Annotated in this window: 18 protein-coding genes; 10 read left to right on the forward strand and 8 right to left on the reverse strand. The window is 72.0% G+C overall.

The window, feature by feature from the left end:
* The first annotated feature begins 72 nt into the window (after positions 1-72).
* Both V2J85_RS09710 and V2J85_RS09715 read left to right on the forward strand, forming a co-directional pair.
* The gene (locus tag V2J85_RS09710; RefSeq protein WP_330821340.1) at positions 73-897 is read left to right on the forward strand and encodes a TIGR02452 family protein; all 825 of its coding nucleotides are present in this window, start codon (positions 73-75) and stop codon (positions 895-897) included.
* Positions 898-923: 26 nt separating this feature from the next.
* Positions 924-1,409: a YbaK/EbsC family protein gene (locus V2J85_RS09715; protein ID WP_261957301.1), complete on the forward strand. Its 486-nt coding sequence runs from the start codon at positions 924-926 to the stop codon at positions 1,407-1,409.
* An 82-nt stretch (positions 1,410-1,491) separates the two neighbouring features.
* On the opposite strand, the gene V2J85_RS09720 is transcribed toward V2J85_RS09715, so the two are convergent.
* Complete coding sequence (locus tag V2J85_RS09720) at positions 1,492-3,132, reverse strand: alpha/beta hydrolase (protein WP_330821341.1); 1,641 nt, start codon at positions 3,130-3,132, stop codon at positions 1,492-1,494.
* Positions 3,133-3,690: 558 nt separating this feature from the next.
* On the opposite strand from V2J85_RS09720, the gene V2J85_RS09725 reads away from it, so the two are divergent.
* The 4 genes from V2J85_RS09725 to V2J85_RS09740 all read left to right on the forward strand — a co-directional run bounded on the left by V2J85_RS09725 (position 3,691) and on the right by V2J85_RS09740 (position 5,862).
* Entirely contained in the window at positions 3,691-4,074 is a 384-nt protein-coding gene (locus V2J85_RS09725) for a hypothetical protein (RefSeq protein WP_261954218.1), read from the forward strand.
* A gap of 44 nt (positions 4,075-4,118) precedes the next feature.
* Complete coding sequence (locus V2J85_RS09730; RefSeq protein ID WP_261954219.1) at positions 4,119-4,961, forward strand: hypothetical protein; 843 nt, start codon at positions 4,119-4,121, stop codon at positions 4,959-4,961.
* A gap of 70 nt (positions 4,962-5,031) precedes the next feature.
* A complete protein-coding gene (locus V2J85_RS09735; protein ID WP_261954220.1) occupies positions 5,032-5,412 on the forward strand; it encodes a roadblock/LC7 domain-containing protein in 381 nt (126 codons plus the stop codon).
* 75 nt (positions 5,413-5,487) lie between these two features.
* Entirely contained in the window at positions 5,488-5,862 is a 375-nt protein-coding gene (locus V2J85_RS09740; RefSeq protein WP_261954221.1) for a roadblock/LC7 domain-containing protein, read from the forward strand.
* A gap of 3 nt (positions 5,863-5,865) precedes the next feature.
* On the opposite strand, the gene V2J85_RS09745 is transcribed toward V2J85_RS09740, so the two are convergent.
* The 6 genes from V2J85_RS09745 to V2J85_RS09770 all read right to left on the reverse strand — a co-directional run bounded on the left by V2J85_RS09745 (position 5,866) and on the right by V2J85_RS09770 (position 10,537).
* Positions 5,866-6,723, reverse strand: coding sequence for an urease accessory protein UreD (locus V2J85_RS09745; protein ID WP_330821346.1), 858 nt, complete (start codon positions 6,721-6,723; stop codon positions 5,866-5,868).
* Positions 6,720-7,412: an urease accessory protein UreG gene (ureG, locus tag V2J85_RS09750; protein WP_261957302.1), complete on the reverse strand. Its 693-nt coding sequence runs from the start codon at positions 7,410-7,412 to the stop codon at positions 6,720-6,722. Before ureG ends, V2J85_RS09745 begins: the two co-directional genes overlap by 4 nt.
* A 64-nt stretch (positions 7,413-7,476) precedes the next feature.
* Positions 7,477-8,151, reverse strand: coding sequence for an urease accessory protein UreF (locus V2J85_RS09755; RefSeq protein ID WP_261954223.1), 675 nt, complete (start codon positions 8,149-8,151; stop codon positions 7,477-7,479).
* 40 nt (positions 8,152-8,191) lie between these two features.
* Positions 8,192-9,913: an urease subunit alpha gene (locus tag V2J85_RS09760; RefSeq protein WP_330821348.1), complete on the reverse strand. Its 1,722-nt coding sequence runs from the start codon at positions 9,911-9,913 to the stop codon at positions 8,192-8,194.
* Complete coding sequence (locus V2J85_RS09765) at positions 9,906-10,217, reverse strand: urease subunit beta (protein ID WP_261954225.1); 312 nt, start codon at positions 10,215-10,217, stop codon at positions 9,906-9,908. Before V2J85_RS09765 ends, V2J85_RS09760 begins: the two co-directional genes overlap by 8 nt.
* Before the next feature lie 17 nt (positions 10,218-10,234).
* Entirely contained in the window at positions 10,235-10,537 is a 303-nt protein-coding gene (locus V2J85_RS09770; RefSeq protein ID WP_030414617.1) for an urease subunit gamma, read from the reverse strand.
* Between the two features lie 426 nt (positions 10,538-10,963).
* Here V2J85_RS09770 and V2J85_RS09775 point away from each other — a divergent pair, with 426 nt between their 5' ends.
* Positions 10,964-11,908 (forward strand): M28 family metallopeptidase, encoded by a 945-nt coding sequence (locus V2J85_RS09775; RefSeq protein WP_261954226.1) that lies wholly within the window; start codon positions 10,964-10,966, stop codon positions 11,906-11,908.
* Positions 11,909-11,946: 38 nt separating this feature from the next.
* Here V2J85_RS09775 and V2J85_RS09780 read toward each other — a convergent pair whose 3' ends face one another.
* The gene (locus V2J85_RS09780; protein WP_261954227.1) at positions 11,947-12,261 is read right to left on the reverse strand and encodes a type II toxin-antitoxin system Phd/YefM family antitoxin; all 315 of its coding nucleotides are present in this window, start codon (positions 12,259-12,261) and stop codon (positions 11,947-11,949) included.
* 59 nt (positions 12,262-12,320) lie between these two features.
* On the opposite strand from V2J85_RS09780, the gene V2J85_RS09785 reads away from it, so the two are divergent.
* The 3 genes from V2J85_RS09785 (at position 12,321) to V2J85_RS09795 (ending at position 14,229) form a co-directional block, all read left to right on the forward strand.
* Positions 12,321-12,956, forward strand: coding sequence for an ATP-dependent Clp protease proteolytic subunit (locus tag V2J85_RS09785; protein ID WP_261954228.1), 636 nt, complete (start codon positions 12,321-12,323; stop codon positions 12,954-12,956).
* A 5-nt stretch (positions 12,957-12,961) separates the two neighbouring features.
* Entirely contained in the window at positions 12,962-13,270 is a 309-nt protein-coding gene (locus tag V2J85_RS09790) for a hypothetical protein (RefSeq protein WP_261957303.1), read from the forward strand.
* 485 nt (positions 13,271-13,755) lie between these two features.
* A complete protein-coding gene (locus V2J85_RS09795; RefSeq protein ID WP_330821356.1) occupies positions 13,756-14,229 on the forward strand; it encodes a C40 family peptidase in 474 nt (157 codons plus the stop codon).
* Positions 14,230-14,274 lie beyond the last annotated feature (45 nt).

Genomic DNA, 14,274 nt, shown 5'->3' on the forward strand with positions numbered 1-14,274 from the left:
ATTCGATCGCGCACCCCGTCCCGCCGCCCCTACCGTGATCATCATGATGACGTGGAGTGAAGGGTGCCGTCGATGAGCGCCCGTTTGCGGGGGATGGCGCAGGAGACCGAACGGATCGTCGCGCAGGGGTGGTACCGGGCGCCGAGCGGGCGGCCGGTGGAGATCGCGGAGCAGGTGGCGCGGGCCCGGGCGGGGACCCGGTTGTACGGGCCGGAGCCGGTCGAGGTGCCAAAGCCGGCGGACGGCGGCCGGGAGACCGTGTTCGAGGTGACGGAGGAAGGCAGCCTGACGGCGGGGCGACGGCTGGCCGGGAGCGGCGGGCCGGTCGCGGTGCTGAACTTCGCCTCGGCGCGGAATCCCGGCGGTGGGTACCTCAACGGTGCGCAGGCGCAGGAGGAGGCGCTGTGCCGGGGGTCGGCGCTGTACGCGTGCGTGCGCGAGGCGCCGGAGTTCTACGCGGCGCACCGGGGCGAGCCGACGCCGTTCTACAGTGACCGGGTGATCCTCTCGCCGGGCGTGCCGGTGTTCCGGGACGACCGCGGATCGCTGCTCGAAGTTCCTTACGAGGCGGGGTTCTTGACGGCGGCGGCGCCGAACGCGGGGGTGATCGCGCGGCAACGGCCGGCCGAGGCGGGGCGGGTGCCGGCGGCGCTGGCCGTACGGGCGGAGCGGGTGCTGGAGGTCGCGGCGGCCGGCGGGTACCGTCAGCTGGTCCTCGGCGCCTGGGGGTGCGGGGTGTTCCGCAACGAACCCGCCGATGTGGCGCGGGCGTTCGCCGCGCAGCTGCTGGGTGCCGGCCGGTTCGCGGGCCGGTTCGACCGGGTGGTGTTCGCGGTCCTGGACCGCCGTACGGACTCCCCCACCAGGGCCGCCTTCACCGAGGCGTTCGCGGCGTGAGCACGACGAAGGGAAACGAGGACGGCGTGAGTGAGCACGAGACGTACACCAAGCTGATCGGGCTGCTGGAGGAGCGCGGGGCACGCTTCCGGATCCACGAGCACGCTCCGGAGGGCGCGACGGAGGCGGTGAGCGCGCTGCGCGGGAACGCCGTCGAGCAGGCCGCCAAGTGCATCGTGGTGATGGTCAAGCTCGGGAAGAAGACCAAGCGCTATGTGCTGGCGGTGGTGCCCGGTGACCGGCGGGTGGACCTCGGCGCGGTGAAGGCGCTGCTGGGCGGCTCGTACGCCGGGTTCGCGACGCCGGAGGTCGCGGAGCGGCTGGCGCGCAGCGTCAGTGGCACGATCCTGCCGTTCTCCTTCGACGAGGAGCTGACGCTGGTGGTGGATCCGGCGCTGCTGGAGCAGCCGGAGATCTACTTCAACGCGGCGCGGCTGGACCGTTCGCTGGCGCTGGTGACCGAGGACTACGTGGCGATCGCGGAGCCGCGGGTGGAGCCGATCGCGGGCTGAACCGCTTCCGGATACCGAGCGAGGGCGGCCGGGAGGATTCCCGGCCGCCCTCTTCTCCTGGAAATTCCGGTGGGTTACCCGGTCACCGGGCTGCCGGGAGGTCGGCCTTGCCCGCGGCCACCGCGGTGGCCTTCGCCGGCGCGGCGGTCGGCTTCGGCGTGGCGTGCGGGGCGCAGGTCACGTCCTGGGCGTCGGTCTTGCCCTCCAGGAAGTACGCGTCGACCCGGTCGTTGATGCAGGGGTTGACCAGGCCGGTGACGCCGTGCGAACCGGCGTCCCGCTCGGTGATCAGGCGGGAGCCCGCGAACCGCTTGTGCAGCTCGACGGCGCCGTCGTAGGGCGTCGCCGCGTCACGGGTGCTCTGCACGATGAGCACGCTCGGCAGGCCCTTGCCGGTGCGGACCTCGACCGGACGCTGCTGCTTGACCGGCCAGGTGGCGCAGGGCAGGTTCATCCAGGCGTTGGACCAGGTCATGAACGGGGCCTGCTGGTGGATGCGGGTGTTGTCGCGGTCCCACTTCCGCCAGCTGGTGGGCCAGGTGGTGTCGGTGCACTCGACGGCCGTGTAGACGGCGTTGCCGTTCTCCGCGGCGATGTTGCCCGCGGTGTTCTTGAGGTCGGGACCGGCGTTCTCGATCAGGGGCTTCGGGTCGCCGGCGCGGTAGGCGCTCCACACCTGCGCGACGGTGGCCCACATCGAGTCGTAGTAGGGCGCGTTCTGGAAGAAGCCGGTGAGCTCGGCCGGGCCGACCACGCCGCCGACGGGGTCCTTCTTGGCGGTGGCGCGCAGCTGCTCCCACGCCGCCTGGACCTTCTCGGGGGTGTCGCCGATGTGGTACGTGGCGTCGTTCTTGGCGACCCACTTCTTCCAGTCGCCCCAGCGGGTCTCGAAGGCGATGTCCTGGTCGAGGTTGGCCTGGTACCAGACCTTCTCCCGGGACGGGTTGACGACGCTGTCGACGAGCATCCGGCGCACGTGGCCCGGGAAGAGCGTCGCGTAGACGGCGCCGAGGTAGGTGCCGTACGAGACGCCCAGGTAGTTGAGCTTCTTCTCGTGCAGCGCGGCGCGGATCACGTCGATGTCGCGGGCGGTGTTCGCGGTGGTCATGTACGGCAGCAGGGCGCCGCTGCGCTCCTTGCAGCCGTCCGCGTACTCCTCGGCGAGCTTGCGCTGGGCGCGCTTGTCCGCCTCGCTGTCCGGCACCGGGTCGGCCTTCGGGGCCTTGACGAACTCCTGCGGGTCGATGCAGGAGATCGGGGCGGAGTGGCCGACGCCGCGGGGGTCGAAGCCGACGAAGTCGTACGCCTTGGCGGTCTTGGCCCACAGCGGGTTCTTGGTGGTGATGCGGGTCGGGAAGCGCATGCCCGAACCGCCCGGTCCACCGGGGTTGTAGAGGAGGGAGCCCTGGCGCTCCTCCTTGCCGCCGGTGCTGACCGCACGGTCGACGGCGATCTTGATGGTGCGGCCGTTGGGCCGGGCGTAGTCGACCGGGACGGTGACGAAACCGCACTGGACGGGCGACTTCAGGCCCCAGTCGGCGGGGCAGTCCTGCCAGTGGACGCCCTCCTTGGCCGCACGCGCGGCGGCGAGGTGGACTCCGCGGGCCTCGGCCGAGCCCTTCTTGTGGTGTTCCCCCGCGCTGGCGGGTGTGGCTATCGCGGTGGCGAGGAGCGCCCCGGTCACCAGGGTGCCGGCGGCGCCGAGCACTGCTGATTTCTTCACGTGGTGTGTTCCCCCTGCATGGTGCGCCACTTGTGGCGGCGTTGATCACAGGCCTACGGAGGGATCCTGTCGTCTGCGTGCCCCTCCTGAACAGGTTTGACCGGCAATTCTTTACCAAGCTGTAGGTTTCCGGCCGTGAACGGGCCGGGAGTTGCCGGTGGCGGCTCTGGCCGGACGCCGCAGCGGAACCCTGTCTTTCCGGCCAACGGACGGAAGTGCTGCACGGGCGGGGTTGCGTCCGCCGTGCCGGTCCACCCGGCAGAGGCAACTCGTCCTGGTGGGACGCCATTTGACGAGGCGCCAGGAACACGTGTCACGGGTGCCGTTGCGGGCCCCGGGCGACCGTTCCGCTGGCTTCCGCAACACCTTCGAGGGGCGAGAACGCGTCAATTGCCTTGAACCTGCCCACGAGGCATGTGCCACGCGCACACCTTCAGTAACCTTCCGTGAAGGCTCTCCCACGCAGCGCCACCCGGGAGGGCTTCGGCGTTTCCGCCCCGCCCGGAGCGCCGTCCCGTCGTCCGAGCCGTCGTCCAAGCCTCGCGAAGGAGATCCGAAGTGCCGGGTATCGATCAGGTGTTGGCCCAGGCGATGGGAATCCCGGGGGTGCTGGGGGCCGGGCTGATCGACTGGACCAGCGGGCTGACGCTCGGGACGGCCGGCCAGGCACCGAACGGGGACCATGAAGCGGCCGCCGCGGACACCGCCGAGGTCGTCCAGGCAGTGGCGCGCAACGCCACCTTCGACACCACCGGCGCCGCCGCCCCCGCCCTGGAGGACCTGATCATCACGGCCGCCGGCAGCTACCACCTGATCCGTTTCGTGCACACCGCCTTCGACAGCCAGACCTATCTGTACCTCTGGCTGGACCGCGCGCAGGCGAATCTCGCCGTGGCCCGGATACGGCTGCGCGATCTGGCGGCGGGGCTGGTCGCGTCCTGACGGCCCGGCGCTGCCAGTCCGCACGAACGGTGAGGGAACCAGCCATGGGCCTGCCCCCGTCTCCGCCGCCCGGCCCGGCCGGGCTGCTCGACCGGTGTGCCGCCGCACGCGTCACCGGCGCGCTGCGGGGCCCGCACGGCTGCGTCTACCTGCTCGACGGTGCGGTCACCTGGGTCGAGGGCGCCGCGGCGCCCGGGATCGAGGTGCGGCTCAGCGCGGCGGGCAGGGTCCCGCCGCAGGGCTGGCGGTACGCCGTCGAGACCGCGGGGCCGCAGCGGCAGGGCGGCCGGTTCCTGGTCAGCGAGGGCTGGCTGACCCAGGGCGAGCTGGAGATATGCCATCTCGCCGCCCTGCTCGACGCGGCGTTCTTCGCGCTGCCGCTGCCGCCCGAGACCACGTCCTTCACCCCCGGGACCGGACACTGGCTGGGTGTCGTGCGCCCGATCAGCGCCGGCGACCTCCAGCGGGCGACGGCCCGCCGCCGGGCGCTGCTGGACCGGCTGCGCCCCTGGGCGGCGGTCGACACCCAGCCGGTCGTGCCGGCCGGCCCCGGCGCTCCGGCCGGCACGACACCGCGGCAGCGGCGACTGCTCGCGCACGCCGACGGCCGGCACACCCCCTGCGAACTCGCCCGCGCGCTGGGCCAGTCCGCGTTCGTGACGCTGCTCGACATCCGCCGGCTCGCCGCGGCCGGCCTGGTCCGGATGCCGCCCGGCGGACTCCCCCGCCGCCGGCCGGGCGCCACACCGGCCGGGCATCCGCCGCCCGGCGCCGGCAGAGGCCGCACCCCCACCTGGCAACCACCGGTGCCGGAGCTCCTCGACACCCGGGACCCGGATGTTGCCCTCCTTGTCCGACTGCGTACGGCGCTGGAGGAAAACCTGTGACCCCTTGCCCGCGAAGACCGTGCACGGCATGAGGCGCGCCCTGGGAAGGCGGGCCGCGAAAAGGAGACTGATGACGATAGAACCCCGGCTACGGGACGAACTGCTGACGCTGCGCGACCAAGTGCGGCATTTCCAGGGCGGCATGGTGGCGAGCGCGGACGGCATGGTCATCGCGCACGATCTGGCGAACATCGAACCGGACGGGCTGGCGGCGCTGACCGCGGCGGCCATCGGGGTCGCCAAGCGGCTCACCGAGGCGACCGGGCAGGGGGCTTTCGAGGAGTCCCTGACCCGCGGCACCGACGGCTACATCGCCGCCTACTCGGCCGGCCGCCGTGCCGTGCTCACCGCCGTGACCGGCCCGGACACCAATGTGGGCCGGCTGCATCTGCAGGCCAGGCGGGCGGCCGAGCGCATCGGGGCGCTGGTCGACGCGGCCCCGCGCCGGTAGGCCGGCCCACCGCCCGACCCCGTAATCCACCGCACACCGCACCACCTCCACCCATTCGAAAGGTCACCACCCCTCATGGCTCACATGGACTCCGCCCTCGCCGACATGATGTCGACCATCGAAGGCGCGATAGGCGTCGCGCTGGTCGACTACACCAGCGGCATGGCGCTGGCCACGCTCGGCGACAACCAGGCCCTGGACCTCAACATCGCCGCGGCCGGCAACACCGATGTCGTCCGCGCCAAGATGCGCACGATGGAGATGCTCGAACTCCAGGGCGCCATCGAGGACATGCTCATCACGCTGACCGCGCAGTACCACATCATCCGGCCGGTCACCGGCAAGAGCGGCAGCGGGCTCTTCCTCTATCTGGTGCTGGACCGCAAGCGCGCCAATCTGGCGCTGGCGCGCCACCGCCTGGCCCGGCTGGAGGCCGATCTGGAGGTGTGAGCCTCAGCCGCCGAGCCCCCGTGCGGCCTCGTCCAGGAGGCGGCGCAGCCGCAGCGCGTCCGGTGCGACGGCCGTCGCGAGGGCGCCGGGGCCGGCCAGCGGCGCCAGGACGCCCCGCGCGTCGAGCGGTCGGTCACCGGACGGCCGGCCACGGTGCGGCTGGTCACCGGTCGCGCCGAGCAGCCGTACCGGGGCCGGCCCGTCCTCGAACTCGGGCCCCACGACCAGGAGTTGACCGAGGGCCCGGTGGCCGCCCAGGACGGCCGAGGTGTCCCAGCCGGGGGCGCCGGGCCCGTAGGCGGTCTCCTGGTCGAGCAGGGTGCGACCGGCGCGCCGGACCGTGAGCCGGCTGCGCAGGGCGCCGGTCGGCTCGCCGCTGCGGCCCAGGACCTGTTCCTCGCGGAGCACGAGCCGGGCGGTGGCGGCCAGTTCGACGGTCGTGGTCATCCGCAGGTCGCTGCCGGCGGCCGAGATCAGCGGCTCGGGCAGCCAGTCCAGCCGGGCGCCCTCGCCCACCGTGAGGCGTACGTCGTAGTGGGCGGGCGCACCGGTCCGGCCGGGCAGCGCGACGGTGGCCGCGGCGGCCGTGACGTGCAGCGCGCTGCCGGCCTCCGCGGTCACCTCGATGGCCAGCCGGTCACCGCCGAGCGGGGCGCTCATGGCGCCGACGACGCACACCCGGGCCGGGCCGCCGTGCGCGCGGACCCGGCGCAGCGCGAACGGGCCGTCGCCGTCCAGGACGGGCAGCCGGGTGGTGCCGTCGGCATCGGTGCGGGCGACGACGCGGGCGGTGGCCCGCAGGCCGGCCGAGGGCGGTGCGGCGGTCGCCGGTGTGGTCTGCGGGGGAAGGGCGAGCGTCATGCCGGACCCGCGGTCCAGTCCGCCAGCCGGGCGCGGACCCACTCCGACACCGGCCGCACGCCGTTCTCGGTCTTCAACGCCGTGAAGGCGACCGGGAGTTCGCCGCGCTGGGCCTTGGCGTCGCGGGCCATGCCCGCCAGATCGACGCCGACGTACGGGGCCAGGTCGGTCTTGTTGATGACGAGCAGGTCGGCGGTGGTGACGCCGGGACCGCCCTTGCGCGGGATGTCGTCGCCGCCCGCGACGTCGATGACGAAGATCTGGAAGTCGACCAGGCCCTTGGAGAAGGTCGCGGTGAGGTTGTCGCCGCCGGACTCGACCAGGATGAGGTCGAGCGGTCCCACGGTGTCCTCGAGGTCCTCGACGGCCTCCAGGTTGGCGGAGATGTCGTCGCGGATCGCGGTGTGCGGGCAGGCGCCGGTCTCCACCGCGGAGATCCGCTCGGCGGGCAGCACGGCCTCGCGGAGCAGGAACTCGGCGTCCTCGCGGGTGTAGATGTCGTTGGTGACCACGGCGAGGGACAGCTCGTCGCGCAGGGCGCGGCAGAGCGCGGCGACGGTGGCGGTCTTCCCGGTGCCGACCGGGCCGCCGAGGCCGATCCGCAGCGCCCGGCGGGTGCCATCGGGACGCGTGGCGGCGGCGCTGTAGGTGTGGCGTTCGGGGAAGGTCTCGTGGTGGTCGAGGTGCATGGTCACTCCGGTGGTTCGTACGGCCGCCGGGGGCGGCGCGGGTGCCGGCCGGGGCCGGGCGGGGTCAGGAGGCGAAGAGGCGGACCGGCCAGGCGGCGTGCGCTTCCGCGGTGATGTCGAGCAGCGGGGCGGACGCGGCGGGCAGGACGTCGACCCCGTCGGCGGCGACCCGTTCCCCGGCCGCGGCGCCCTGCTCGGCGACCCGGTCGACGTCGGCGGCCAGGTGGGCGAGGACCGCGGTGGCGTCGAACGGGTCGAGGCTGAGCAGGCGGACGGCGGCGGTGGCCGGGCCGCTGATGGTCTCGTAGGCCACGGCGTACGCGGCGTCCTGCGGCGGCAGTCCGGCGGACCGGGCGGCCAGGCCCAGGACGACGGGCTGGTGGGCGCCACGTGGCCGGGCCGCGGCGAGCGCGTCGAGTGCCGGGTCCGGCCAGGTGGCGCGGGCGGCCCGCATCATCTGTCGGCCGAGCCGCCGGGCCACCTGCCGGAGCGCCGGTACGGGCGTGCGGGCGTCGGCGGCATCGTCCAGGAGGAGCGGGTCGCAGCCGGCCGCGGCCGCCGCGGCGAGCGCGGCGGCGACCAGGCCCGCGGTGTGCAGCCGGCCCCGGCAGAAGCGCTCCAGGGTGGCGGCGTCCTTGATGTGGCCCGCGGCGACGGCCGGTTCGGCGCCGCCCGAGTGGGCGTGCCCTCCGGCGGGGAACCGGCCGTCGGCGAGGAGGAGCAGCGCGGCGCGGCTCATCGGTGGTCCGTGGTGTGCATCGGGGTCTTCCTCATGGCGTTCAGAACAGGAAGTACCGCTGGGCCATGGGGAGTTCGGCGGCCGGGTGGGGTTCGACCACCTCGCCGTCGATGGTGACCGTGAAGGTGTCGGGGTCGACGTGGACCCGCGGCAGGGCGTCGTTTTCGCGCATGTCCGCCTTGGTGACACCGCGGGTGGAGCGGATCGCCTCGTACGCCTTGGCCAGCGGCAGGCGTCCGGGGAGGCCGTCCTCCAGGGCCTGCGGGGAGACGAAGTTGACCGAGTTGCTGCCGGGGGCCTTGCCGGTGGCGCCGAACATCGGGCGGGGCAGGACCGGCTGCGGGGTGGGGATGGAGGCGTTGGCGTCGCCCATCTGCGCGTACGCGATCTGCCCGCCCTTGATGACCAGTTGGGGCTTGACGCCGAAGAACGCCGGGTCCCACAGGACGAGGTCGGCGAGCTTGCCGTCCTCGACGGAGCCGACGAGGTGGTCGATGCCCTGGGCGAGGGCCGCGTTGATGGTGTACTTCGCGACGTAGCGGCGGGCCCGGTGGTTGTCCGCGCCGCCGTCGCCGGGGAGCGCGCCGCGGCGCCGCTTCATCACGTGCGCGGTCTGCCAGGTGCGCATCACGACCTCGCCGATCCGGCCCATGGCCTGGGCGTCGGAGGACATGATCGAGATGGCGCCGAGGTCGTGCAGGATGTCCTCGGCGGCGATGGTGGAGGGCCGGATCCGGGACTCGGCGAAGGCCAGGTCCTCGGGGACGGCCGGGTTGAGGTGGTGGCAGACCATCAGCATGTCGAGGTGTTCCTCGACGGTGTTGACGGTGTGCGGCCGCGTGGGGTTGGTGGACGCGGGCAGCACGTTCGACTCGGAGACCATGGCGATCATGTCGGGGGCGTGGCCGCCGCCGGCGCCCTCGACGTGGAACGCGTGGATGGAGCGGCCGGCGATGGCGGCGAGGGTGTCGCCGAGGAAGCCGGCCTCGTTCAGGGTGTCCGTGTGGATCGCCAGCTGGGCGCCGCTCTCCTCGCAGACCCTCAGACAGGCGTCGATGACGGCGGGGGTGGCGCCCCAGTCCTCGTGGATCTTGAAGCCGAGGATGCCGGCCCGCAGCTGGTCGCGCATCGAGGCGAGGGAGGTGGTGTTGCCCTTGCCGAGCAGTCCGACGTTGACCGGGAAGGAGTCCATCGACTCCAGGAGCCGGGAGATGTGCCAGGCGCCGGGGGTGATGGTGGTGGCCTTGCTGCCCTCGGCCGGGCCGGTGCCGCCGCCGATGAGCGTGGTCACGCCGGAGGCGAGCGCCTCGTCCGCCTGCTGGGGGCAGATGAAGTGGACGTGGGTGTCGATGCCGCCGGCGGTGAGGATCTTGCCGTTGCCGGCGATGACCTCGGTCTCGGGGCCGATGACCAGGTCGGGGTGGACGCCGTCCATGGTGTCGGGGTTGCCGGCCTTGCCGAGGGCGGTGATCCGGCCGTCGCGGATGCCGACGTCGGCCTTGACGACGCCCCAGTGGTCGAGGACCACGGCGCCGGTGATCACGGTGTCCGGGGCGCCCTCGGCGCGGGTGGTCCGGGACTGGCCCATCGACTCGCGGATGACCTTGCCGCCGCCGAAGACCGCCTCGTCACCGGCGCGGCCGGGTCCGCCGGAGCGGTCCTCGGTGATCTCGATGACCAGGTCGGTGTCGGCGAGCCGGATCCGGTCGCCGGCGGTCGGGCCGAAGAGGTCGGCGTACGCCTGGCGGGTCAGCTCAGCCATCGAGAGTGCCTCCGGTCTCGCCGCGCAGGCCCGGGACGATCCGCTTGCCCGCGAGGGGGACCAGCTCGACCTCGGTGGGGATGCCGGGCTCGAAGCGCACGGCGGAGCCGGCCGGGACGTTCAGCCGCTTGCCGTGCGCGGCCGCGCGGTCGAAGTCGAGGCCGGGGTTGGCCTCGGCGAAGTGGTAGTGGGAGCCGACCTGGACGGGGCGGTCGGCGGCGTTGAGGACGGTCATGCGCGTGAGGGGGAGGCCTTCGTTGAGGCGTACCGGCTCGTCGGCGTAGAGGATCTGTCCCGGGATCATCGTCTGCTCTCCCGTGGTCAGTTGATGGGTTCGTGAACGGTGACGAGCTTGGTGCCGTCGGGGAAGGTGGCCTCGACCTGGACGTCGTGGATCATCTCGGGCACGCCCTCCATCACCTCGTCGCGGGTGAGGACCTTCCGCCCGGAGGACATCAGCTCGGCGACGGTACGGCCGTCCCGGGCGCCTTCGAGGATGTGCACGGTCAGCAGCGCGATCGACTCGGGGTGGTTGAGCTTCAGCCCTCGGGCACGGCGCTTTTCGGCCACGTCTGCCGCCACATGAATCATCAAGCGTTCTTGTTCATGCGGGGTCAGTTGCATACCTTCCACCTCACTGTCTTCCCGCCCGGACACATTTGCCCAGGTCACAGGCGTGGGCACACCCGTATCGGTAGATGTATCACGCAGTAATTAAAGGGGGAGCAAACCGACTTCCAGCAGTTGGCCATCCACGGCCCCATCGGGGCAGGCTAGTTCGGCCGGATTTCGTCGGCGTTACAGCGCATGACGCGGAGGTATCGCAGCACACCGCTGGCGCATTCCTTGCGCCGACGGGCCACCGCTCACCGGTACGGCCGAAGCCTCCGGACCACCGATCATCGCGATCGGGAGATACCGGACACACTCCGCTCTGCGAACGCGCCTGTCCGATATGCGCTCTTGACGGTTTCCCAAGTGATCGCAATCCTCATGTGCGCGTCAATACGCTCCGCACCATCCCCCCACACTTGTATCGGAGCCTTCACTGTGACCCGTTCTGCACGAATACGCCGGGCCGCGCTGGCCACCGGATGCGTCACCGCCCTGGCCGCCACCCTCTTCACCGCGGCCGGCGCCCACGCCGACCCCGCGCCGGCCGCCGCCCCGGACATCGACGTCAAGGCCGTCAAGGCCGATCTGGACCAGCTCCAGTCCATCGCCGACGCCAACGGCGGCAACCGCGCCCACGGCAAGCCCGGCCACAAGGCGTCCATCGACTTCCTCAAGGGCAAGCTGGACAAGGCCGGATTCAAGACCCAGGTCCAGGAGTTCGACAACAACGGCGCCACCGGCTACAACCTCGTCGCCGACTGGCCGGGCGGCGACGAGAGCAAGACCGTCATGGCCGGCGCCCACGTGGACTCGGTCGACGCCGGCCCCGGCATCAACGACAACGGCTCCGGCTCGGCCGGCATCCTCGAAGTCGCGCTCGCGGTCGCCAAGTCCGACCTCAAGCCCGCCAAGCACCTCCGGTTCGCCTGGTTCGGCGACGAGGAGGACGGCATGGTCGGCTCGCAGTCCTACGTCCAGAAGCTCGGCGCCGACGCGAAGAAGATCGACGCGTACCTGAACTTCGACATGATCGGGTCGCCGAACCCGGGCTACTTCGTCTACGACGACGACGCGCGCCTGGAGAAGGTCTTCAAGGACTGGTTCGCCGCGAAGAACATCGCCACCGAGAAGGAGACCGAGGGCGACGGGCGCTCGGACCACGCCTCCTTCAAGGACGCCGGGGTCGCGGTCGGCGGTCTCTTCTCGGGTGCGGACTACAAGAAGACCGAGGAGCAGGCGAAGAACTGGGGCGGCGAGGCGGGCAAGGCGTTCGACGCCTGCTACCACCAGTCCTGCGACACCTCGAAGAACATCGACGACAAGGCGCTGGACACCAACACCGACGCCATCGCGGCCGCGATCTGGCAGCTCAGCTCCTGATCCCTCCGCATCCTCTTCCGGTCAGCCCGCGCTGACCGTCATCTCTCGCGACCCGGTCGCCGGTCCCCGGCGGCCGGGTCGCGGTGTTCCGCGGCGATGCCGAAGCGCCGCCGTTCGCCCGGAGCGGACGGCAGGGGCCGGACCGTGGAGACCGTGCTGATCACCTGCTCGTCCTCCGCGCCCTGCTCACGCCGCCCCAGTTCTTCGAGAAGCTGCAGGTCAGCGGCGGAGACCAGCGCCACGAGCGGCTTGCCGTGGCGGGTGACGACCACCCGCTCACCGCCGTAGACGACGCGGTTGATCAGATCCGCCAGCTCCGCCCGGGCTTGCGTCACCGGAATTTCGTAGGCCATGCTCCCATTCTAACGGGATGTACATCCTGTACATTTTTTACAGAAGAGAGGAGCAGGCCATGCTGCGACCGACGGCCCGCTACGTCCTGCCGGAGTTCACCGAGCGCACCGCGCAGGGGACGCAGACGATGGACCCGTATTCCAAGCTGCTCAGCGAGCGGATCATCTTCCTCGGGACCCCGATCGACGACACCGCCGCCAACGACGTCATGGCGCAGCTGATCCACCTCGAACACGCCGCGCCCGAGCGGGACATCTCGCTCTACATCAACTCCCCCGGCGGCTCGGTCACCGCGATGACCGCGATCTACGACACGATGCGCTACGTGTCCTGCGACGTGGAGACCGTCTGCCTGGGACAGGCCGCGTCCTCCGCCGCGGTGCTGCTGGCCGCCGGCGCCCCCGGCAAGCGGCTGGCACTGCCCGGCGCCCGGGTTCTGATCCACCAGCCGTCGGTGAGCGAACCGTTCGAGGGCCAGGCCACCGACCTCTACATCCAGGCCCAGGAACTGCTCCGCAGCCGCGCCATGCTGGAGGAGATGCTGGCGCTGCACACCGGCCAGCCGCGCGAGCGGATCGCCGCGGACATCGAGCGCGACAAGATCTTCGACGCCCCCGCCGCGCAGGAGTACGGCCTGATCGACGGGCTCACCCGCAACCGCAAGCGCTCGGCCGACCGGCCCGTCGGGCGGTGAGCCGGATGTGGCCGCCGGAGACCCCGCCGCTGCCCGCCCTGACCCGCGCCGAGGGGCAGCTGATCGACTGCTACCTGGAGGCGCTCGACCTGATGGGCCGGATCAACCCGGCCCGCGGCGGCGGCACCTACCAGGCACTGCGCGCCGCCCAGGCACTGGTGGGCAAGGCCACCGAACTGCGGGACGCGCTGACGCTGATGCACGACCGGGGCGAGCACGAGCGGCACGGCGAGACGCTGGCCCGGGCACTGCGGGTGCTGGACGGGGAACGCCGGGCCGGATACGTGACGGTGCCGCCGGCCCGGGAATCCTGATCCGACACGCGCGCCCGCGCTGCCCGGACGGCGTAGCGTCCGGGCGTGCGGTAAGGGGGCGACGAATTGCGCCGGGCGCCAAAAATACTGCGGTTACCGATGTTTCACCCCAGGTCCGGGGGGTGCCGCGGGCGACCCCCGAGCCCACAAAGGGGCAAATCCCACCATTCGGCTCAATTGTGGCGCATGTCACATACGGCATTTTCAACTCGGAATTCGGGTGGCGGGTGCGTGAGGATCCCTTCGACGACAAGACCCCGCCACAGCGACGGGGCGGTCCGGCCGGGCGCCTAATCCCGCCGCCGTGCCGGATGTCCGGTCGATGCGTGTGGATCGGCGGGAGCGGAGGACCCGAGCAGTACGGGGTCCGGGGCCCGCGCGGCCCGACGGACTCCTTGGGGTGAAGCCGTGCGAACGGCCGGGCATCTTCGCCTGTCCGAACCCGACAGGTCTTCCTTCGCAGGCGGCTGACGAAGGGTTTGCGCATGACCGTGCGCACGCATACGCCGCATCTGCTGGCCCGCGCCGGCGCCGTGTCCGCACTGGCACTGGCGACGCTCGGCGGGACCACGCTCGCCCCGGGAACCACCGCCGACGCCGAGGCCGCGACCGTCTCCGCCCATGCGCTGCGGATCGCGGCCTCCAAGCGGGGCTCGCCCTACCAGTACGGGGCCATGGGGCCGTACCGCTTCGACTGTTCGGGCCTGACCCTGTACTCGTTCAAGCGCGCCGGCCGGGACCTGCCGCGGACCGCCGCGCAGCAGTACGGCCGCACCCGGCACATCCCGGCCTCCGCCCGGAGGCGCGGGGACCTGGTCTTCTTCCATTCGGGCAACGGCATCTACCACGTCGGCATCTACGCCGGCCACGGCCGGATGTGGCATGCGCCCAAGGCCGGCAGCGTGGTGCGGCTGGAGAAGATCTGGAGTCGCCCGGTCTCGTACGGAAGGGTGCGCTGAGCTGCGACGACGCCGGACGCCCGGTCAATTGTCAGTGGCTCCGGG

Source organism: Streptomyces bugieae (assembly GCF_036352915.1).
GTDB lineage: Bacteria > Actinomycetota > Actinomycetes > Streptomycetales > Streptomycetaceae > Streptomyces > Streptomyces endophytica.